Annotated in this window: 23 protein-coding genes; 13 read left to right on the top strand and 10 right to left on the bottom strand. The window is 52.4% G+C overall.

The features are described 5' to 3' along the window. Positions 1 to 63 precede the first annotated feature (63 nt). The gene (locus OKB77_RS18810) at positions 64 to 261 is read right to left on the bottom strand and encodes a hypothetical protein (protein WP_172686234.1); all 198 of its coding nucleotides are present in this window, start codon (positions 259 to 261) and stop codon (positions 64 to 66) included. Beyond that, positions 254 to 784, bottom strand: coding sequence for a plasmid mobilization protein (locus tag OKB77_RS18805; RefSeq protein WP_011191315.1), 531 nt, complete (start codon positions 782 to 784; stop codon positions 254 to 256). Before OKB77_RS18805 ends, OKB77_RS18810 begins: the two co-directional genes overlap by 8 nt. Positions 785 to 1,319: 535 nt before the next feature. Between OKB77_RS18805 and OKB77_RS18800 the strand changes: the two genes are divergently transcribed. Beyond that, positions 1,320 to 1,976: a quinolone resistance pentapeptide repeat protein QnrS2 gene (locus tag OKB77_RS18800; RefSeq protein WP_012537714.1), complete on the top strand. Its 657-nt coding sequence runs from the start codon at positions 1,320 to 1,322 to the stop codon at positions 1,974 to 1,976. Positions 1,977 to 2,584: 608 nt separating this feature from the next. Here OKB77_RS18800 and OKB77_RS18795 read toward each other — a convergent pair. Together OKB77_RS18795 and OKB77_RS18790 are read right to left on the bottom strand one after the other, a co-directional pair. Continuing rightward, positions 2,585 to 3,277, bottom strand: coding sequence for an RES family NAD+ phosphorylase (locus OKB77_RS18795; protein ID WP_270818135.1), 693 nt, complete (start codon positions 3,275 to 3,277; stop codon positions 2,585 to 2,587). Then, positions 3,274 to 3,681 (bottom strand): antitoxin Xre-like helix-turn-helix domain-containing protein, encoded by a 408-nt coding sequence (locus tag OKB77_RS18790; protein WP_213390133.1) that lies wholly within the window; start codon positions 3,679 to 3,681, stop codon positions 3,274 to 3,276. Before OKB77_RS18790 ends, OKB77_RS18795 begins: the two co-directional genes overlap by 4 nt. Before the next feature lie 232 nt (positions 3,682 to 3,913). Between OKB77_RS18790 and OKB77_RS18785 the strand changes: the two genes are divergently transcribed. Then, a complete protein-coding gene (locus OKB77_RS18785) occupies positions 3,914 to 4,144 on the top strand; it encodes a hypothetical protein (protein WP_202211959.1) in 231 nt (76 codons plus the stop codon). A gap of 475 nt (positions 4,145 to 4,619) precedes the next feature. On the opposite strand, the gene OKB77_RS18780 is transcribed toward OKB77_RS18785, so the two are convergent. Then, positions 4,620 to 5,408 (bottom strand): RepB family plasmid replication initiator protein, encoded by a 789-nt coding sequence (locus OKB77_RS18780; protein WP_213390132.1) that lies wholly within the window; start codon positions 5,406 to 5,408, stop codon positions 4,620 to 4,622. An 842-nt stretch (positions 5,409 to 6,250) separates the two neighbouring features. Between OKB77_RS18780 and OKB77_RS18775 the strand changes: the two genes are divergently transcribed. From OKB77_RS18775 to OKB77_RS18740, 8 genes are all read left to right on the top strand, one after another. Beyond that, positions 6,251 to 7,033 (top strand): helix-turn-helix transcriptional regulator, encoded by a 783-nt coding sequence (locus OKB77_RS18775; RefSeq protein ID WP_107961230.1) that lies wholly within the window; start codon positions 6,251 to 6,253, stop codon positions 7,031 to 7,033. Continuing rightward, positions 7,033 to 7,410 (top strand): hypothetical protein, encoded by a 378-nt coding sequence (locus tag OKB77_RS18770; protein WP_270818134.1) that lies wholly within the window; start codon positions 7,033 to 7,035, stop codon positions 7,408 to 7,410. Before OKB77_RS18775 ends, OKB77_RS18770 begins: the two co-directional genes overlap by 1 nt. After that, complete coding sequence (locus OKB77_RS18765) at positions 7,410 to 7,655, top strand: hypothetical protein (protein ID WP_139495356.1); 246 nt, start codon at positions 7,410 to 7,412, stop codon at positions 7,653 to 7,655. The genes OKB77_RS18770 and OKB77_RS18765 overlap by 1 nt, the downstream gene beginning before the upstream one ends. Before the next feature lie 821 nt (positions 7,656 to 8,476). Next, complete coding sequence (locus tag OKB77_RS18760; RefSeq protein ID WP_139495355.1) at positions 8,477 to 8,914, top strand: hypothetical protein; 438 nt, start codon at positions 8,477 to 8,479, stop codon at positions 8,912 to 8,914. A gap of 379 nt (positions 8,915 to 9,293) precedes the next feature. Then, positions 9,294 to 9,617, top strand: coding sequence for a hypothetical protein (locus OKB77_RS18755; protein WP_139495354.1), 324 nt, complete (start codon positions 9,294 to 9,296; stop codon positions 9,615 to 9,617). A gap of 21 nt (positions 9,618 to 9,638) precedes the next feature. Next, the gene (locus OKB77_RS18750; protein ID WP_213390128.1) at positions 9,639 to 9,950 is read left to right on the top strand and encodes a DUF5983 family protein; all 312 of its coding nucleotides are present in this window, start codon (positions 9,639 to 9,641) and stop codon (positions 9,948 to 9,950) included. Positions 9,951 to 11,109: 1,159 nt separating this feature from the next. Next, on the top strand, positions 11,110 to 11,808 hold the full coding sequence (locus tag OKB77_RS18745; RefSeq protein WP_107961238.1) for a hypothetical protein: 699 nt from the start codon (positions 11,110 to 11,112) through the stop codon (positions 11,806 to 11,808). A gap of 56 nt (positions 11,809 to 11,864) precedes the next feature. Further along, entirely contained in the window at positions 11,865 to 12,086 is a 222-nt protein-coding gene (locus tag OKB77_RS18740) for a hypothetical protein (protein ID WP_139495352.1), read from the top strand. Between the two features lie 226 nt (positions 12,087 to 12,312). Here OKB77_RS18740 and OKB77_RS18735 read toward each other — a convergent pair whose 3' ends face one another. Both OKB77_RS18735 and OKB77_RS18730 read right to left on the bottom strand, forming a co-directional pair. Further along, positions 12,313 to 12,609, bottom strand: coding sequence for a hypothetical protein (locus tag OKB77_RS18735; RefSeq protein WP_216949418.1), 297 nt, complete (start codon positions 12,607 to 12,609; stop codon positions 12,313 to 12,315). Between the two features lie 96 nt (positions 12,610 to 12,705). Next, a complete protein-coding gene (locus OKB77_RS18730; RefSeq protein ID WP_270818133.1) occupies positions 12,706 to 13,512 on the bottom strand; it encodes a hypothetical protein in 807 nt (268 codons plus the stop codon). 178 nt (positions 13,513 to 13,690) lie between these two features. Between OKB77_RS18730 and OKB77_RS18725 the strand changes: the two genes are divergently transcribed. The 3 genes from OKB77_RS18725 to OKB77_RS18715 all read left to right on the top strand — a co-directional run bounded on the left by OKB77_RS18725 (position 13,691) and on the right by OKB77_RS18715 (position 15,260). Further along, entirely contained in the window at positions 13,691 to 14,110 is a 420-nt protein-coding gene (locus OKB77_RS18725; RefSeq protein WP_270818132.1) for a hypothetical protein, read from the top strand. Between the two features lie 23 nt (positions 14,111 to 14,133). Continuing rightward, complete coding sequence (locus OKB77_RS18720; RefSeq protein ID WP_270818131.1) at positions 14,134 to 14,295, top strand: hypothetical protein; 162 nt, start codon at positions 14,134 to 14,136, stop codon at positions 14,293 to 14,295. A 152-nt stretch (positions 14,296 to 14,447) separates the two neighbouring features. After that, positions 14,448 to 15,260, top strand: a complete 813-nt coding sequence (locus OKB77_RS18715; protein WP_270818130.1) for a hypothetical protein — start codon at positions 14,448 to 14,450, stop codon at positions 15,258 to 15,260. Between the two features lie 476 nt (positions 15,261 to 15,736). On the opposite strand, the gene OKB77_RS18710 is transcribed toward OKB77_RS18715, so the two are convergent. From OKB77_RS18710 to OKB77_RS18700, 3 genes are all read right to left on the bottom strand, one after another. Further along, positions 15,737 to 16,363: a tyrosine-type recombinase/integrase gene (locus OKB77_RS18710; protein WP_270818129.1), complete on the bottom strand. Its 627-nt coding sequence runs from the start codon at positions 16,361 to 16,363 to the stop codon at positions 15,737 to 15,739. A 272-nt stretch (positions 16,364 to 16,635) separates the two neighbouring features. Beyond that, positions 16,636 to 16,917 (bottom strand): hypothetical protein, encoded by a 282-nt coding sequence (locus tag OKB77_RS18705; RefSeq protein WP_270818128.1) that lies wholly within the window; start codon positions 16,915 to 16,917, stop codon positions 16,636 to 16,638. 31 nt (positions 16,918 to 16,948) lie between these two features. Further along, positions 16,949 to 17,398, bottom strand: a complete 450-nt coding sequence (locus OKB77_RS18700; RefSeq protein ID WP_270818127.1) for a hypothetical protein — start codon at positions 17,396 to 17,398, stop codon at positions 16,949 to 16,951. Between the last annotated feature and the right edge of the window lie 128 nt (positions 17,399 to 17,526).

The following is a 17,526-nucleotide window of genomic DNA, read 5'->3' as shown; positions in this document are numbered from 1 at the left end:
CGCAGTGATGCCTAACCCTTCCATCGAGGGGGACGTCCAAGGGCTGGCGCCCTTGGCCGCCCCTCATGTCAAACGTTGGGCGAACTCCAGGTGAGCTTTTACGTGCTCGGCCCCTTTGGCCGCGCCAGATACCTTAACCATCACCTCGGAGGCTTTATCCGTGACTCGCTTAACTCGGCCTTTCAGATCGCCGGTCTTATTGGCCTTGGTCTTGACCTTCCCCTCTAGCAACCCGGCTAGAGTGTCATAGCCCTTATTCATCGATCCCCCACTTGTTTAAGTTGCGTTGAAGCAAACCGGCGACTTCCTCGCGGTGGGAATCGATCTTTTCAGATAGAGCTAGAACCGCCTGGCGGTTGAGCTTATCCGACTCTCTAAACTCGGTGTTCAGTACCTTGGCGATCTGGTTCAGGTTCCGGCCTATTGCCGCCAACTCCCTGTTTGACGTTCGCAGTGCTTGGATCTCGCTCTCGGTAAGAACCGGCTCGCGGTTCAGGTTGGCCATTGCAACAGCCGTTAGCCACGCCGTCCGACTGGTGAACCCTTCGGCCTTCGCTCGCTTCGTGATGCGCTTCATGTCTCTGGTGTTCAACCTGATATTGAGCTGATCCGTCTTGGTTTCCTTCAGCCCCTTATGGTCAAGGGCAACACTGCCCGCCGTAACCTTCTCGATCATTAGGCCCAGCATGTCGGATTCAGATACGCCCTGAGCGTGGCAGAAAGCCTGCCAGGCTTCTTTTTGCTCCTTAGTGACGCGCCTTTCGATCCGATAGCTCTTTGCCATTAACGACCTCTTTAAACATGGGGGGGCAGGGGGGGACAGGTGCAATTTTAGCACAAGCGGCGGCAGACGCTAGCAAATTGCGAATCCTGCCCTAGTTCTAACCCCCCCATGTTTTTTCGTACGTACGAAATTTTTCGGTTTTGCAGTGGCTTTTGGCCTTCGGCCAGGCTCACCAGGTCGCGGGGCTCCCTGGCTCGTCGGCTTCCCCTAACTTTGGATTGTGCAATCCAAAAGGCTGCCGCATAATGGTTATAGATTGTGCAATCCAATACACGGAGCAGGGCACTAGATGAAACCAACATGGCGGACATCAGTAATCTATTGGGTTCCTTTTCTCTGTGGCTTTTTAAGCGGATAACTTTTTTCAATGGTGCCGCGTACTTTGAACGTTAACATAGAGGCTCAGGGCGCTATTTTACCCCCTTAAAATAGGCAAAATGAGGGTTTTTAAGATCTTGATTTTTAGTGTTTTTATTTTGGTGATGTGATGTGGCTTTGATGGTAGTGTTGCGTCCAGTTCATCATAGGAGTCAACATGGAAACCTACCGTCACACATATCGACACCACAGTTTTTCACATCAAGATCTAAGTGATATTACTTTCACTGCTTGCACCTTTATCCGATGCGATTTTCGACGTGCTAACTTGCGTGATGCGACATTTATTAACTGCAAGTTCATTGAACAGGGTGATATCGAAGGTTGCCATTTTGATGTCGCAGACCTTCGCGATGCAAGTTTCCAACAATGCCAGCTTGCGATGGCAAACTTTAGTAACGCCAATTGCTACGGTATTGAGTTACGTGAGTGTGATTTAAAAGGGGCCAACTTTTCCCGAGCAAACTTTGCCAATCAAGTGAGTAATCGTATGTACTTTTGCTCAGCCTTTATTACTGGATGTAACCTGTCTTATGCCAATATGGAGCGGGTCTGTTTAGAAAAATGTGAGCTGTTTGAAAATCGCTGGATAGGGACTCACCTCGCGGGCGCATCACTGAAAGAGTCAGACTTAAGTCGAGGTGTTTTTTCTGAAGATGTCTGGGGACAGTTTAGCCTACAGGGTGCTAATTTATGTCACGCCGAACTCGACGGTTTAGATCCTCGAAAAGTCGATACATCAGGTATCAAAATTGCCAGCTGGCAACAAGAACAGCTTCTCGAAGCGTTGGGTATTGTTGTTTTTCCTGACTAGATGCTTACGAATACCTGCTGATAAACTATACACAACATTAATACATTTTCTAATTCAAATCACCAGAGCTAGATCAATACTTCTAGCTCATTCTTGTCCAGAAACGTGTTTGAATGGGGCCAATCAATCTGTGGATGCTCAAGACAACCAGTATGGGGTTCTAGGGATTTTCCGTCCAAATGCGACATTCAGACTGCTAAGTGATTGATTTATTGTGACTGGCTATGTGAAGCGCCAAAAAAGTAATACCCCTCTGGAGGCCGCGGACGGCGTGGCCTCCAGAGCACTTTGTCGTTTTTGGACGGAAAATCCCTAGAACCCCATATTGATTGTGCCGTCTATGCGTTGGCCGAAAGATACAGAGCGCCATGTGTCAGTGCTCGGGTGTCGGATGTCATTCTGGCGGAAGAGCAGGACATTTCACGTCATCCCTTCCCAGAGGGGATAGTAGATCCGGATTGCGCAGTGCTGCTTATCGAGTAAAGGCAGCCTGTATTGATGGCAGAAGTATGCCATCTTGCTTAAGTACAACGAGCGTCGTTGTTACCTCCAACCTCGAGATCGAGGTGTTCAGTACGGCCCATCAGTGATGGGCCTTTTTTCGTTTATCAGGATGCGGGGGTGACCTGGCTGACGGAGATTATGCCGCGGTCCCAGATGATTTGATGGAGAGAGGAAGGGATGATGCTGGTGATCAGTCGTGGCGTGAACAGGCCCCAACAGATCCCGCCCGGGTTCCGCACAGATCGATATGTCACACCAATCTCGTTACTCGCCCTAAGCTGAGCGCCGAACTCCTGCGCCGGCTGGTAATCTGTTGGGTGATAATACGGATGGCTATCTGGCAGGCCCGTAATATCAGCAAAGACTGCGCCGGCCATTTCGGTGGCCAAGCAGCGGTACTCGAAACGCTCGAACTTGAGTTCCGGCACGTTCCTCCAATAGCGCTCGCAGTGGTATTTGATTTCCGAGATGGCAGTGTCTTTGCTGTCGCCTATGTAGTAGACGCCATATTCCCCGTTTGAGAACCGACTCCCTTCGGGGTTTACATGAGTGAAGGCTGCCATCGCGTAGTTGGCCCCGGGGATCCCCAGCACCCATTCGCTACGCGGCAAAAGCCCAAGGTTGCCCACCTCATTTGCCAAACGTGGATTCGTTATCTCTTGAATTTCAAAGAGAATATCGAATTCATCCGGGCTGGCCACATCATCAAAGATGTCGATCGTGGGGTACTTGGTATGAATGAGGCGGTAGCCCTTGATTGGAACTACCGCCGTTCTCGGGATCCCGTCTTGAATCATCCAGCCATGCCCCCGCGCAAGACATCAACGCGCTTGGCCACTTCATGCAGACTCCCAAAGTCTCCGCTCTCGATGATGGAGAGGGGCGTTGCTCCATTGAAGAAGGCGTTGTTGTTCTTCATGGACATGAAGCCGTAAGTGTTCTCCGGGTTGCTGAACACGATGCGCAATGCGGAGTGCATGTTGAGCAGGTAGCTTATCCTGGTCAGCTGGTCTCGGCTCAGAGAGGCGCTTTTTGTTCCTTCGTCCCGATACCGGTAAAAGGTGGCCTTGGAGAGCTGCAGAATGTTCTGTTGCTGTTCGGGGGTGCATCCCCATTTGTCCAGGATCTTCATGGCAGCTCTGACTGCGACGAGGGCACGGTTCCCGCCGGTGCTTGCTGCAGGGCTCAGATGCTTGTTCATATGATTTCCTTGGTATTGCTGGCTTTTCACAGTCTCAGCGTAAACCAATTACTCATTTTTGTCTAACGTGAGACAAAAATAATAGAGCGGAAATTCGCTTCAATCGCTCTACAAACGCTCCTCCATCATTCTTTGCGTTCAGCTATTGCTTACTGAACAGGATCGTTTATATTCACGCTCGAAGCGATGCCCATCGCGACTAAAACTAACGTTACAGTTCAGAGTTGAACACATGGATATGTCATTCCCACGGCGCCAGAAGCAAGTAGCGCCCCAACCCAAAACCCGGGCTGATTGGCTCATTCACTTCCGTCGCGCCAAATGCGATGAAACCCTTCGACACATGGCCGAACGGCTTTGGGAATCTCTTTCGACCTCGCCGAACCGGCTGGACATGTGGCTTGCGTATGGCGATCGCCAGGATGAGATAGAGCAGAACCGCTTCGTCCGTCGCTACAGCTAAACACGACAATCTGATCTTTCCCAGGCTCTACAGGGGTATGCACAGACTTGTCCACGCTTTCTGTGGATAAAATCTGACCACACATACCCCTATGGCTTCGTGCATCCTGCGAAAGGTGGACAAACTGATCTCTACCTTGCCCAAAGGTGGACAAACTGATCTCTGTTTGAGAGATCGGGATCAAGGTTTGGCCCCTTTCAGGCGGGAGAGCCGCGCTTTTGTCTCGTCTTGGAGATCAGTTTGTCCACCTTTGATGTCGTCAGAAGCGGAAAATAAAACGGGCGCCTAAGCGCCCGCTGGATTTCTCCAATATTCTGGTACCAGCCAAGCCAGCACCCTATCCGGCCACCACTTTCGACCCGCCTTGCGCGAGTACAGCTTACGCCGCTGGGGAACGCTATCTCATCCGGTCATTCGTTCCGATGCCTCATTGTAAGGCCTAAAGCCTCATTATCCCAGAGATCAATTTGTCCACCTAAAGCTTAGGCTGTGCCGGCTCTTCTCCGGTCTCCGAGCTCTTCCCGATCGCCTTTTTCCTTTCGGTATCAGTGAACTTGAACTCTAGGTGAGTGATGCTTCGGCCGGTCTTCTTCTCAGTGACCGACACCCGAAGCGGGCTCTTGGTGTTGATCTCTTGGATGGCCACATCCAGGAAGCGCTTGCGGAAGTCAGGCATCCGGTTGTAGCTGGCCGGCAGCTGATACCGCTCTCTGATCCACTCCACAGCCAGGGTGATTGTGCCTTCGCTTCTGTTACCCCTGAACTGACAAAGCGTCTCGTACAGGCGCATAACCAGAGGGTTGGTGATCGAGTTGACCTCGATGATGTCGTAAACCGTAAAGTTCCGGCGCAAGCCGGCCATCAGAGGCATCAGCTCTTGGTTGATGCTGATCTCGTAAACCCCGATGCTCGGGCGAACGCTGCGCTTAACCAGCCACGGGTATGCGTCATAGCCCTTGTCGTCGCCGTCATCGAACTCCGGCCTGTAGATCGTCACCTCTTTGCCTCTGAACCGGCTCAGTGCAGCACGAATGTCCTGGCTGGCCGCGCTCGATGGGAGATCGTAAATCTCCGCATACTCGGCAACAGTGATAGAGAACTTGCCGTCATGAGTGATAGGCTCACCTTCCGGCACGTTCGGCATCTTTGACATGCAGAGGTAGAGGATCCGCTTCTGATCTCGGGTAAGAGAGTAGGCGGCCTCTGTCAGCTGGTTTGATTGTACGACCTTCCGGCCGCGTCTCTTGGTGATGGCTGTTTGCATGATGGTAGACAGATTTTACGGTTGACCACCATTATGCCCATATATCCGCGCCAAGCAACTGCTTAGCCTGTTAATAACCCTGTTTGAATGCTGTGGATAATTTGTTTATATCCTGTGTTTTCAAATTCTTGCCAGAGATCGGTTTGTCCACTATATGAGATCAGTTTGTCTACCGTGCGAGATCGATTTGTCCACTTCGCTCCTCTGGAGGCCGCGCCACGACTGGGCTGGCGGAGCCTAAAAAGATCTTTAAAAAGATCTCTAAAAAGATCTAAAGATAATTAAGAGCCACGATCATCACAGTAAGGATCCGCTCTCGGGTATTGATTTCAGGTTCCGAGGGTTGGCCCTATAATCACTTTTTGTCGCTTCTTCTATTAAATAGAACCAGTAAATAAAATATATATATTTAAAAAGAAGAGCAGCATCCTAAAGTGATGATGCGAACACCTCGGAACCTGTATACCTCCCCACCCCGGACATCATCATGGACAATCTGGCCTGACTGCGCAATGCGGCTTTTTATGTTAAATACCTCAAAGGGCAGTATGTTAATCAACCGCTTACGCAATGCTATGCTCTCAGCACAGTTTCACTGTCGAGCGTTTTAGCGTTTGTATGCGCCCCAGACTTCGCTAGAGCCCGCCGAACAGTGATCCCCTTTCAACGATATGCGTCTCTCGCAGGAGCACAAATTAACGCTCCAGCATTAGCTGTAAATACTTTGCACCGAATGAGGTCGAGGTGTAACTCGGTAATATCGTTGAACAAGTTGCCGAGTGTCATCAAGCTCGCTATCCTGACTGAAATTAATAAGCAGTTACTAAACGCTGGGAATAAACGTGGCTAAACAAGCAGCAAAAGACATCGATCCTGATGTGGCTATGGTTTTGAAGACCATGGGGAACTATCTCGCCGCCAAGCGCAAGAGCCTGGGCTTTCGCCAAGTTGACGTTGCGGAGTGCATGAACATGACCGAAACAACCGTCGTTCGCGTTGAGAAGGGCGGCGGACAAATCCGGCTCGTTACCTTCCTGACCTACCTGAAGGAGCTCGGCGAGCTTTCGGTCTTTGCTGACGTGTTTACCAAGATGGATGCCGGCACCCGCCAGCGCGTTCGTCCTGTCTCCAGCGAACCAACAGATCCAAGCATCCCGCTCAGCGCATCAGAGTTCTTGGCTCGCGTTCAGAGAGATCCGAATCTCGAGGCGATGGTTACGCCCCGGGCAGCGGTCAGTCTCGCTCGTGCAGGCTATGCGGTGCGCTATGGGCAGCATGAGTCGGTCGATGTGATCTATGCGACATCGATGGATGTGGCTCGTAACAGCGAGCATGTTTACCAGGGTAGCGACGGGGAACGGATAGGCGGTGTGGCCAAGCTTCGCCTTGTCCTGGCAGAGAGCAAATTGTCTGCCAAACAGCTGACCGTCGTTCGACTGGAGCATGCCAGCCTGCAGGGCAGACTCAACGCTCGGTTCCAGGCTGCTAAGACCCCCGTATTTATCGAGGAGATCTTGACCATTCCGGATGGCCAGCACGTACTGACCTTCCTCAAGGACGGTCGCGAGGTCTCTTCCCAGTTCCTATACGACGCCGTCCTCAATGAGTTGAGCGAGGGCGCGTAATGCTTAACGTGCTGCCCATGCCTTCTCGTCCACTCTGTTACCGGCTGGACGAGAAGAAGTTTCCCCGACCCATATCTCTTACCAGCGCTCTGGCGCTCTCAGTCGATGCAGGCGAGTCTTTGGCGACTTTGGTCAAGGCCACCTACGTCCTCGACCACCGAGCTCGCAGAATGCTGGTCAGCACGGTATTCCTTGGGGTCGATCATGCCGAAGAGGGCGAACCGGTGCTCTTTGAGACGATGATCCTGGGCGGCTCTCTGGATATGAGCACATGGCGGTATCACACCTATGAGCAATCAGTGGTCGGGCACGAAGAGGTGGTCAATTTGATCTCTCAACACTGCCTGCAGCTGCTTCTTCCCCATAAGGAGATGTAATGAAGATCTTGGTCAAAGGCAAAAGCGTGACCCAGCAGATTGAGAAGATGACGTCCGAGGATGAGGTCCAGAGCTTCTTCGAACAGCATCGAGACAAGCACCCGCTGGGCGAGGAGTCTCTCGAACAGTTTGAGGAGAGGAACCGCCGATTCCTTTCCGCTCTCTTGAGTGTGTACTTCGGCGAAGACGATGACCCGGTTGAAGATGAATCCGTGGTTGTTCCAAAGATTTTTCAATATAGCTAGGAGGCCTTGTCGCTGCGGCGACCAAAGTGATGACTTCTCAAATACGCAGTAAAAAATACGACACGGACGGGGGTGCGGTGAAGAGCTGCACCGAGGGTTGAACGTGAGAGTTAAGGGAACGGCCAGTCCTCAAAACAGAGCCGTCCCCAGAACTCTCACTAACTCGTTCGAGACCTTATCGGACGGGTTCTAATGATTCAACTCCCCATAGCGAGGATGTTGCGCAAGTCGATAGGTAATTAGCGCTGAGTCAACTTTTCTTGCTAAAGACCGAACACGAAACGCTCATCCTTTACTATGGAGACGATAGAACAGTGTTAAGCAAAACGGGAGCAAACAGTCACCCTTCTCACTGGAAGGGCTCCTTGAATCGAACTGCCAGAACGCACGAAAAGAAATGCGCGGCATTGAAAAGCAGTACGCGGTAGACGCAGATTCAGCAATGAACGGCAGGAGAACAACGCCCTCCGGTAACGAGCAAATTGCTCCTCTTTCGGAATGAGCTCAATAACAAAACCCCCTGCCGCCTATAGGGTTCAGGCAACCATCAAGGTAATGAGTCTCCGGTCAGGCTGGCCTACGCAAACCTCCCATTGTGTAGGTAACAGAGATAGGAAGGTGCTACGTGTTAACAGAGAGCGTGAGTGAAGACCTCTCTTTGCCCGAGCGGGGATAATCGGGTGTTAGTGTGCAAATGTAAGGTGTGTTCTAAACGCGAGACAATGTAATCGCCCGCTCCGTTTGTTCTTATATCGAATGTCGGGCGCGGTTGACCGGATGAAGGGTCTTCCTAACCCCGGCTGTGTAAGCAGGCGGAATTGATGATTAGCGTGTGTTTTACCCCGGAGACAGGGGCTTTGAATGTGTTAGTCCACTCCAAGACTGGTGTCCCAGTTTACATCATGACAGGGTGGGCAGATGACAAAGAGCCTGTGGTATCTCAAGTGAGCTCTCGTAGTGAATCTGACCAGATTTGGATGCCGACTGACATCCGGTTTGGTTGGTACCACATACTGGCTATGACGAGATCGGCTTTGTTCCAGGATGAGCAGTTTGGCCTTGAATGTGGCGTTCTGAAAATGGACACCATCAAGCTGCTTTCAGCCATGAACGAGCCAGTCTATATCACCTTCTCGCTGAGTGAGGTGAAGGCTCTTGAGAGCATTACGATGCTGGCTTATGGCCTGCATTCCGGGGTCGCAAGTAGTTCGATGCACAACGTTCCTCAGTTCGAGGCGTTGCCAGCTGACTATCACTGATTGAGCCGTTGGCTTGTGTAGCAAAGGGGCTTTGCGGCCCCTTACTTCACGCCACGGCTCTTTTGCTGTCCGATCACACGTACCATGGTCACCCGCGGCACATCTGCATGGGCTTACTGGGCGGGCCTATAAGGCTAGGATGCTTGCTACCCTGCACAAGGGGTTAGGCTCTCTGGGCGAGAGTTTGGCAAGGAGACGCCGGCCATCTCCATATCCTCCCAGTCTCTTCCATGGCGCCCCGTGGTGCGCCGCGCATCCATTTAGCAGGATTCACCCTTTGGGTACATAGGGTGTTAGCGAGTTTCACCTCTGTTTTGTGCTTAATCTAGCGTTGTCTGCTACGACAGACGCGGATTTAAGCAATAACGAGGTTATAATAATGGAAAAACGCATCGCTATCGTCGGTAATCAGGAAGTAGAAGTAACCGTGTACCCCTCAGCACTCTCACCCCGGGAGCGCAAGATGATGGGTCTCGGCCGCGCCGCCAAGCCCTATCGCACACAGAAAGAAAGAAGCGAGCGCCTGGCCAGAAAGGGGCTCACTCAATCCATGAAGCTGGACGCCTACGAGCTTGCCGTTCGCTTCGGTGTAGAGCAGCAGTCCATCACAGAGAGCGAGTTCCTGCATCAGAACGCTCGCACCCCAGAAAAGCGCGTTGCCTCCTTCAAACATGACACCGACCCGATGTGGTTCATCAAGTAAAACCTCTGACAGGAGACCAGCATGGAACTGGAGATTTACAAGACCCTGGTGTTGAGCACCGGCCACCTCACCCCTGAAACACTCCATCACCTGGAGTTCCTGACCGAAGGGGACGAGCGGAACAACTTTATCGCCCGAGATTATGGATACCTGGTCATCTGCCGGAGCTGCTGGTTTGAGGAGGGGGATGAGGGCTCTCGGGAGGACTTTCTCCAGCTGCCGGCAGATCTCCAGCATGTGCTGGCCGAAGCTAACGCCCTTGGCATCAAGGCCGTCGAATTTGACCAAGACGGGGAGCTGTACGACCGCTTCCCTATCTACGAACACGAGTGAGTGTGCCATGAGACTATAGGCAGGCTGTTCGCGCTTCGGGTTGATCACCTGGAGTCTCTGCCGGCGGAATAACCAACAACAGTTCCTATCACCATCTGGCCAGCGTAGGCAGTTTTATCGCTGGCCCTTTTTGACATGCCAGCGCCCCATGGTTCCCCGCGGGCGAGTGCCAGGCCGGAGGGTCTTCCTGCGTCAGGCTAGGGGTCTTTTCATTACCGGCTGTGGTGTGTGTGTGAGCTGCATACAGTTTTCAGGATCTCCAAGGAAGTCCCTGCAGAATTTTGACGCTCTTAAACGCGATTTAAGCGTTTGACCTGTCGAGTCGCTACGATGACTCATCTCATATGCTGGAAAGCGCAATTTAAGCGACTGAGAGCGCTTCCCTCGCGATTCCCATGACGAGCTCTGCTTGAAGTTAGACTTTTCGCTCGGGAAGCATGGTTTTGCTCTTGCTATACCGTGCCTCAGTTGTACGTCCAGCAAGACATCGATAAAGTAGCGTCATCAGCGTCACTGATAGGGACACTGACATTAGCGATTTGATAGCGGGCTCGTGTGTTGAGCCCGTTTTTTTTGCCCGTTGTCCGGCCCTCGGTTCCCCGCGGTACCAAACTACCGGCCGTCACTCTCCCCTCTTCTTTCTGTTCGCTCGCTCTTCAGCCCCAGCTGGCCAGCCTCCATGCCGCCCCATGGCTCCCCATGGTGTGACAAATTGATCTCTCCGTGTTCAGCCGTGGCAAACCGCGGGGCTCTCGCATATGGGGCTTACCGGTGTCGCCATGGGCTTACTGGTCGGCGCCTTTAGGACTAGGCGGCTTTCTCGATGGTACGGATGGTGGGTGGGAGCAGTTGGGGAGCTGTCGGGGCGCTGAGGGCGACGACGGGGAGCGGTGCGGACTCGCACGACACGCGATTATCACGAAAAGAACGGGCCTACAAGATGCGCAAAGCGCGGGAACGCACTCATAAGCGAAAAAATCATGAATTTGTGCTTAAGCTCGCAAATTTTCACGTTTTTCGTTTTTAAGCTATAAAAAAGAGAAGTTTTCTATTGTCATGTGATCAGTAAACACTTATTATCTACTCATCGAAACGCAATACAGCGTGACGATGAAAACTAAAAACTAACTCTAAATTATCGCTAATAAGGAATCCTATCATGACCAAAGAAATCACCACCGCCGCCGCCACTGTAGCCGCCGCCACCGAACAAAAAGCACCGACCACCAACGCCGAGATCCGTCAGTATATGACTGGCTCCGCAATGGATTTCCTCGCCATCAAAGAGGAATCCTTGAAAAACGCCCTTGTGAACAATCCAGATCTGGATCTGGAAAAGGCAAGCCGCCGCGCCAAGCTGGGCGCCGTAGGAATGGCCGCCGAAACCCATGCCCGTTGCAACGGCTTGATCTCCGGTATGACTGACAAAGAAATGAAAATCCTTAAGCAACTGGGCGTTGATGCGTCCCGACTGGCACGGGATCCCAAAGCTGGCGGGTTTAGCCGTGAGCACAAATTGCAGATTGCAACCTTGGTGGCTTGCATCGCACAGAACAAGCGTCCCGACTCGATCGATCTCACAAAAGCAAATGACGCACTGAAAACACTGGATCCGACAGCCGCCACCAAGCGGACAGGGCATAACACCATCGCCCACCTGATCGACACCATGAAAGTGAAAGAGCGTTTCACCGCCGGTTACTGGGCTGCCGAGTGCAACGGCCCGACACAAGCAAGCTATATCATCGGCCTGCTGGTTAAGCTGGGAATGGCCACCGAGCGCGGGAGTAAAGAAGCGCGGGAATGTCTGATTAAAGCAGATCACCCCGTCGTCATGGCCTTGAAAGCCATCGCCTAACTACTCACAAGGGGCGCCCAGTGCGCCCCCATATAAACGCTTTGGGAGCCTTTACCATGTTTGAATCAATCACCATTTCATTGATGAAAAATGATGGCGCTTTTGCCCTGTCTATCCGCTGCCACCTGACAGGCCGCCAGTTGAACCTCGCCACCTATAACGAAAGCGCCATGCGCCCAGTAGTAGAGCAAGCGCACACCATGCAAAAACAAGGTGCCCTGTTTGATGCAATACAGGGGGCGATCATCGCAGCAATCACACAACAAGCCGCCGCGTAAATCACGATCACAAAGGGGGCGATCATCGCCCCCTGCTTATGACTCAAAGACGACCGACACCAAGATCGAAAGTCCTAGAAAAAATCGAGTTGCCCCAATCCCCACCCTACAAAATCAGCCCTACCGTCCGGCACCCTTATACTAGCCCGCGCCGCGCACCTGATAACGACCCTTATATTAAGACGCCAGAAGGGTGAACGGGTCGAGGGGTCTGAGGGTGACTGGGTTAGTAGTCTGGGTCGCCGTAGGGATTAACGTCCGGTGCCCGCCCAGACTCGTCGAAGTCGCCTTCGCCGTATTCGTCAAAGACGAAGCTGTCCAGCTCCTCCTCTTCCGCCAGACGGTTCAGCTCGAACTCGTCATCCTCGTCGTCGTAGTCGTCATCATCGTCATCAAAGCCGCCGCCAACGCCGCCCGCGCCACTGCCCTCATCGAAGAGGCGAGGGTTGTTGGTCTCGAACATGAACCGATCGAACTCCTCCGCCTCTTGAGAACTCTGGTTATGGTTGTCGTGCTCACTCATGATGCCCTCTCCTGTTCAGGCCAGTGCCGATTGCACAGAAGGGTATTGAACACGACTAGGGAAGGAATTGTAAATCTAACACGATAACCTCCGCCTTCAGGCTTCGACAGAAGCCTTTTTTCGCTCCTTCTGCCGAAAGCTCTTGATGTATTCGGCCGTCACCAGAGAGCCCACATCGAGCTCAGTGATGCAGTTCAGTATGGTCGCCATGGCACTATCAGATAGCTTGAGTCTCCTGGGAAGTGAGCCGCCGAGAGCATAGTCGTCAAGCTTTGCCTGGAAGGCGCGTAGGGCATCGTACTGCGATGGTTTCCTAGATGAGGTGCCTGCCTCTGTTTCTGCGTCGTGAGCGTACACATCTGACTGTTCCGCGTCGATCGCAAGCTCCTCAAGAAGGTCCTCAATGCTTGGCCAGTATTTCGACTCATTCCTCTGTTTGAGCCTTACAAACTCGTCCTGCACGTACATGGAGTAAAGAGAGTGCTTTTCTCCTGCACGGTCAAGCAGTGAAGCCAAGCAAGTTTCCCTTTCACACCCGAACGCGCCGCGGTTGCAGATCTTCTCTCTCTCCCTCAGCAAACCTGCCATGCGAGATGCAAGATCGGAGATGTCTTCGTTTATCTTGATAAGTCTGTCTCTATCCTCTCTGGCCTTGCGCATATCGTCTTTATCCCAGAGGGTGAATGAGCTAATCAGCGCATCCAGAAAACTAGCCACAGTGCGCTCGGCAGGCAGCTTTTTGCAGAGCTCTTCGTATACGGGGGACATTGTTTGACTCTGTCTAAGCAGAACCCTTATTGTCTCGTTGATGGAACCCCAGATACCCCTTTTCTCGTTGTACTCGAGCTCACCCCTCAGAATGCGTTCGCACAGCTCTAGGGCCTCTTGTCTGCTCTTGTTCATTAGGCAAGTCTCCTTCATTCAGTTCACACCAATGGTACTTATTGCCGCGGCTGTGTCGGTATCTATAAGAAGAATATTCAGACGCCAATAGATACCAAGTGAAGACGAGGCGATGCTGCTCATTCTTGCCCTTCGGTGTATAGTGACGTATCTGTGAAAAGTGTCTGGAATCAATGATATGAAAATTAAACAACTGGCGGTTTTGGCTCTAGCGACCGGATTGGTGACAGCATGCGCTGTTGCTCCAAAGGGGAACTTTGTTACTGCATCTTCTGCGCCGGCTCCGGAAGGCAAGGCGGGAGTTTGGCTGTCATCTCAGGAGAGTGCGATAGGGGATGCTGTTTACAACTTATACCTAACGCCAGAAGGGCAGTACGCCGTATGTGGGGATTACCTAGGAGAGACCATCCAGGGAAGTTCGGGAAAGCTAACCATGAACAATGGAAAGCTCTCTACAATCCAGTCCAGCGGCTATATGTCTGAGGTCAATTTCATCGGCGACAAGATGGCCATCAAGGACTTTATGACCTTTTCAAAAGCCGACCATCCGACCGCAAATTGCCACAAGTTCTTCAAAGACCGTGGCATGATTGATTGAGCTGGCAGTTTTTTGGGGTTGGTATGAAGAAGAAAACTTTACTCTTGATGCTGACGATTGCCGTTTCTTCATTGGGGCCTTTCGTTGGAAAGTATGTCGATAACGCCAATTCTATATTGCTATACGCATACATGGCGCTGGCCCTTGCGGCGATCTTCGTCATTCTCACTCTCGAGGAGCGATAGGGCTGAAAATCGCCCTTACTCCAGATTTAAAAGTAAATACTAACTGAATGTCGTTGATATGCCACATCAGCGAAAATAGAATCTGCTCAACGAATAGATGCACATGCAAAGGCCCTTGTGGCTTTGAGTTTTAGTAGTTGAGCAGGAACCCTATGAACGAGCCAAAACACCCACTGAATACCCTTCGTGAAGCACTCGATCTGGTCATCGAGGCCCACAACCAGGACACGGCTGATTTCAACCGCCTTGTTGCGGATAACGAGGCGTTAGAGGCAGAGCTGGCAAGGCTTAGAGCTGAGTTGGCCGAGAAAGAGAGCCTTCTTATGCACGTTCACAACGACCGAAAAGCGCTTCTGGAAAAGCACAACGAGTCGGTCAAAATCGCGAATGCGGAAATCGTTCGGCTGACTGAAATTTCTGATCGCGTTGCCCGGGGGTACGACGAGCTGGCATCCCGCCATCGCAAGCTGGAGACCGAGCACGGCTCCATTCTTGTCGAGGTGAAGCAGTTGCGAGAGCTCGACCCCAAAGGCATGAAGAAGCGACTGGACGGCGTCAGAGAGCGAAACGAAGAGCTCAAGAAGGAGAACACAAGGCTGACCGAGAACAACAGGCTCCTGAACCACCGGAATGAGGAGCTGCGCAAGAAGATGGCCAGCGCCAACAATCCGATCTGGTCGCTTGGTTCCGAGAAGATCGTCCCCTATCACGATCAGGTGGTGGTTGCGTCAGAGGGCGGCAACCGGATGGCTCTGGTCAGCCCGATGTGGTGGGAACACGAGCGCGGCATGAGACTTCTGTGCGCCTACGATCCGGAGCGTGACACCATCCTGCTGTGCGACCCGCGGGACGAGAACTCCAACATGTTCACCCCGAGCAAGGCGGCCGAGAACGCTCTGCTAAACCTGATGCGCAAGTCAAAAGAGGAGCAGCTCAAGGCGCTCGAAAAGCGCAAAGCAGCCTGATATTGAGATAAAGGTCGGCTCTCGCCGGCCTTTTGTTTCAATTTTCCCCAAATTTGAGACTAAAACAGTCTCTCACCCCATCCAAGAGCACCTCCCTCACAGCCTCCTTGAAAAGGCAAAAAAAGAGCGCCCCAGGATGAGCGCTCGCCATGTCGTAGATAGTGCCAGTCGTCGTTGCCGTAAAACGAACCAGGGTGCCTCTGTGACCCTAAAAATGACCCGGATAACCGGGTCTCAGCTTTACGGGTAGTCACAGAAGCGACTGAGGCTAGGGTATTTCAGTGAATGCTGATAGTCAATGCTGGTAGGCGGTAAATTTATTGTGCTTAGGCGGTTGTCAGGCAAAAAAAAGCCCGCCGTGGGGATGACAGAGGCGGGCATCGCTGGAATCCCTATCGGTGGAAAATGATAGGATGCTTTTTTTAAGCTGAGGCGATGATATGTAAGTAATTACTGAAAATCAACAGTTGGCAGCATTAAAGGATGCCCTTTGTCGCATCGGCCATCATGACCGGATCGCTCTCGATGTAAATCTGTGTGGTGGCCAGGGAGGAATGCCCCATCAAGCGTTGTATCGTCCGCAGATCGACCCTGTTACGCACCAAGGTGGTCGCAAAGAAGCGCCTTCCCGAGTAGGTACAGGCCTTGCTGATGTTCGCTCTCACCTGCAGCAGCTCGTTGGCCAGATTGCCGAGGCTATTTGAGCTGAACGGCCCTCCCCTTTGGGACAAGATCAGCGGCGCCTCCGGCCGGAAGTGGCGGGGGGTCTGCTTCCTGAAATGGATGTAGTTCATCATGTGCTCGGTGACGAGGTCGTTGTTGAGCGGCAGCATCCGAACCTTCCCCCGCTTCGTGTAGGCCTTCAGCAGGGTAATCTCCGGCAGCAGACAGTCAGCCTTGAAGTCGTAGACGTCCCCCAGGGTGAGGCTTGATGCCTCTTTCGGGCGCAGGCCAAGACCGAACAGGATGGAGAGAAGCGCTTTGTTCCTCAGCGTGTGCGGATAACCCTCGCACCGCTGCAGCGCGACATTGAACTGCTTGCGAGTGGGCACCGGCGCCCTGCCCTGTTTACCAGGGGTGCCCGGCTTGCGGCCTACCGACATAATGACTCCAGCAATAAAGAAAGCTTCCTTGGAAGCAAGTTTAGTATTTTCACAGAAAGCGATTAGAGCGATTCCCTGAGCTGAGACATATCTTCACAGCAGTCAAAGCTTTCGGCGAGCTCTGTAGTCGATTCAGAGCGCTGATTTTCGCATCCCCATAGCGAGTATCAGCTTCGCTTTGTTGAGATGAAAATACGACATATGGAGAGCCAAGGTCGAGAAGTTTCCGCCTCATCGGTGAGGCAATAAAAAAGGGGCCATGGCCCCCTCACTCATTCCTTCAGCGGTTTCCTGTCCCAATCCAGGCCCTTTTCGAAGCTGTCGATTGCATCTTTGCTAAGAGTCGCCTCGCCTTTCCTGATCCGGGCTGCAGCTGTGCCACAGATCTCTCGTTGAGTCTGGTCGAGCCGGTCATGCGCTTTGGCTTCGTTGATACAGGTGGTGAATAGCCAGTCCCCTCGCGCTATAAGCTCTTCCTTGCTTGGCCTCATTGCGTTGCCGATGATAAGCAGCGCGATGATCCCAATTGCGATGTAACCCAGTATTTTCATCATTCCCCCGAAACGGTCACAGACAAAGCAATTCTCACAGTTTTGGCGCCTTTACGCATAGCTCTGGCTCTCGGACATAGGTCACATATTTGCCACTCGGCGTCGTCTTCGATAGCACCCTGCAGTACGTGTACCCCTGATCAGCGAGCTGGCTTTTGAGTTTTTGGTACCCAATAAAGCCTGACACCGCCCCGACAGCCAGGAAGCTGAGCATCAGTATGTTGGCTGCTTTCAATCTTCGGCCGGTCAGTACATCGCTCATCAGCAGGCCTTTCAGCAGACAGACAGGTGAGGTGACGAGCAGCACCAGTAAAACGCCAACAAGGCCTAATGGTGCCCATAGCGTGTGAAGTCCAATCTTCACCACCCCCTCGCCTGCTTGCAGAGCGAAGTACGGATTGAGTGCGGCTGAGGAGATGAATAGCCATGCGCCAATGGCGATCAAATTCAGAGCCACAAATGCCATGTATTGCTTAAGCTTCATTTTGTGTGCTTCTTGACGCACAAATCAGGCTTAATCGTATACACCTCATGCCTCCCCAAGGCGCTAATTCGCGACAGAGGTTTGCAATATGAATACCCTGAATGATCCAATCGACCAGTAAGCCACTG

This window comes from Aeromonas sp. Y318-3, assembly GCF_027706185.1.
Classification (GTDB): Bacteria; Pseudomonadota; Gammaproteobacteria; order Enterobacterales; family Aeromonadaceae; genus Aeromonas; species Aeromonas veronii.
The sequence above is the reverse complement of the archived record's forward strand: the minus strand, read 5'-3'. Positions and strand labels throughout refer to the sequence as shown.

Coding starts and splice junctions, on each gene's coding strand:
- OKB77_RS18810 (WP_172686234.1), bottom strand. CDS start 261: ATGAATAAGGGCTATGACACTCTAGCCGGGTTGCTAGAGGGGAAGGTC.
- OKB77_RS18805 (WP_011191315.1), bottom strand. CDS start 784: ATGGCAAAGAGCTATCGGATCGAAAGGCGCGTCACTAAGGAGCAAAAA.
- OKB77_RS18800 (WP_012537714.1), top strand. CDS start 1,320: ATGGAAACCTACCGTCACACATATCGACACCACAGTTTTTCACATCAA.
- OKB77_RS18795 (WP_270818135.1), bottom strand. CDS start 3,277: ATGATTCAAGACGGGATCCCGAGAACGGCGGTAGTTCCAATCAAGGGC.
- OKB77_RS18790 (WP_213390133.1), bottom strand. CDS start 3,681: ATGAACAAGCATCTGAGCCCTGCAGCAAGCACCGGCGGGAACCGTGCC.
- OKB77_RS18785 (WP_202211959.1), top strand. CDS start 3,914: ATGGATATGTCATTCCCACGGCGCCAGAAGCAAGTAGCGCCCCAACCC.
- OKB77_RS18780 (WP_213390132.1), bottom strand. CDS start 5,408: ATGCAAACAGCCATCACCAAGAGACGCGGCCGGAAGGTCGTACAATCA.
- OKB77_RS18770 (WP_270818134.1), top strand. CDS start 7,033: ATGCTTAACGTGCTGCCCATGCCTTCTCGTCCACTCTGTTACCGGCTG.
- OKB77_RS18765 (WP_139495356.1), top strand. CDS start 7,410: ATGAAGATCTTGGTCAAAGGCAAAAGCGTGACCCAGCAGATTGAGAAG.
- OKB77_RS18760 (WP_139495355.1), top strand. CDS start 8,477: ATGATTAGCGTGTGTTTTACCCCGGAGACAGGGGCTTTGAATGTGTTA.
- OKB77_RS18755 (WP_139495354.1), top strand. CDS start 9,294: ATGGAAAAACGCATCGCTATCGTCGGTAATCAGGAAGTAGAAGTAACC.
- OKB77_RS18750 (WP_213390128.1), top strand. CDS start 9,639: ATGGAACTGGAGATTTACAAGACCCTGGTGTTGAGCACCGGCCACCTC.
- OKB77_RS18745 (WP_107961238.1), top strand. CDS start 11,110: ATGACCAAAGAAATCACCACCGCCGCCGCCACTGTAGCCGCCGCCACC.
- OKB77_RS18740 (WP_139495352.1), top strand. CDS start 11,865: ATGTTTGAATCAATCACCATTTCATTGATGAAAAATGATGGCGCTTTT.
- OKB77_RS18735 (WP_216949418.1), bottom strand. CDS start 12,609: ATGAGTGAGCACGACAACCATAACCAGAGTTCTCAAGAGGCGGAGGAG.
- OKB77_RS18730 (WP_270818133.1), bottom strand. CDS start 13,512: ATGAACAAGAGCAGACAAGAGGCCCTAGAGCTGTGCGAACGCATTCTG.
- OKB77_RS18725 (WP_270818132.1), top strand. CDS start 13,691: ATGAAAATTAAACAACTGGCGGTTTTGGCTCTAGCGACCGGATTGGTG.
- OKB77_RS18720 (WP_270818131.1), top strand. CDS start 14,134: ATGAAGAAGAAAACTTTACTCTTGATGCTGACGATTGCCGTTTCTTCA.
- OKB77_RS18715 (WP_270818130.1), top strand. CDS start 14,448: ATGAACGAGCCAAAACACCCACTGAATACCCTTCGTGAAGCACTCGAT.
- OKB77_RS18710 (WP_270818129.1), bottom strand. CDS start 16,363: ATGTCGGTAGGCCGCAAGCCGGGCACCCCTGGTAAACAGGGCAGGGCG.
- OKB77_RS18705 (WP_270818128.1), bottom strand. CDS start 16,917: ATGATGAAAATACTGGGTTACATCGCAATTGGGATCATCGCGCTGCTT.
- OKB77_RS18700 (WP_270818127.1), bottom strand. CDS start 17,398: ATGAAGCTTAAGCAATACATGGCATTTGTGGCTCTGAATTTGATCGCC.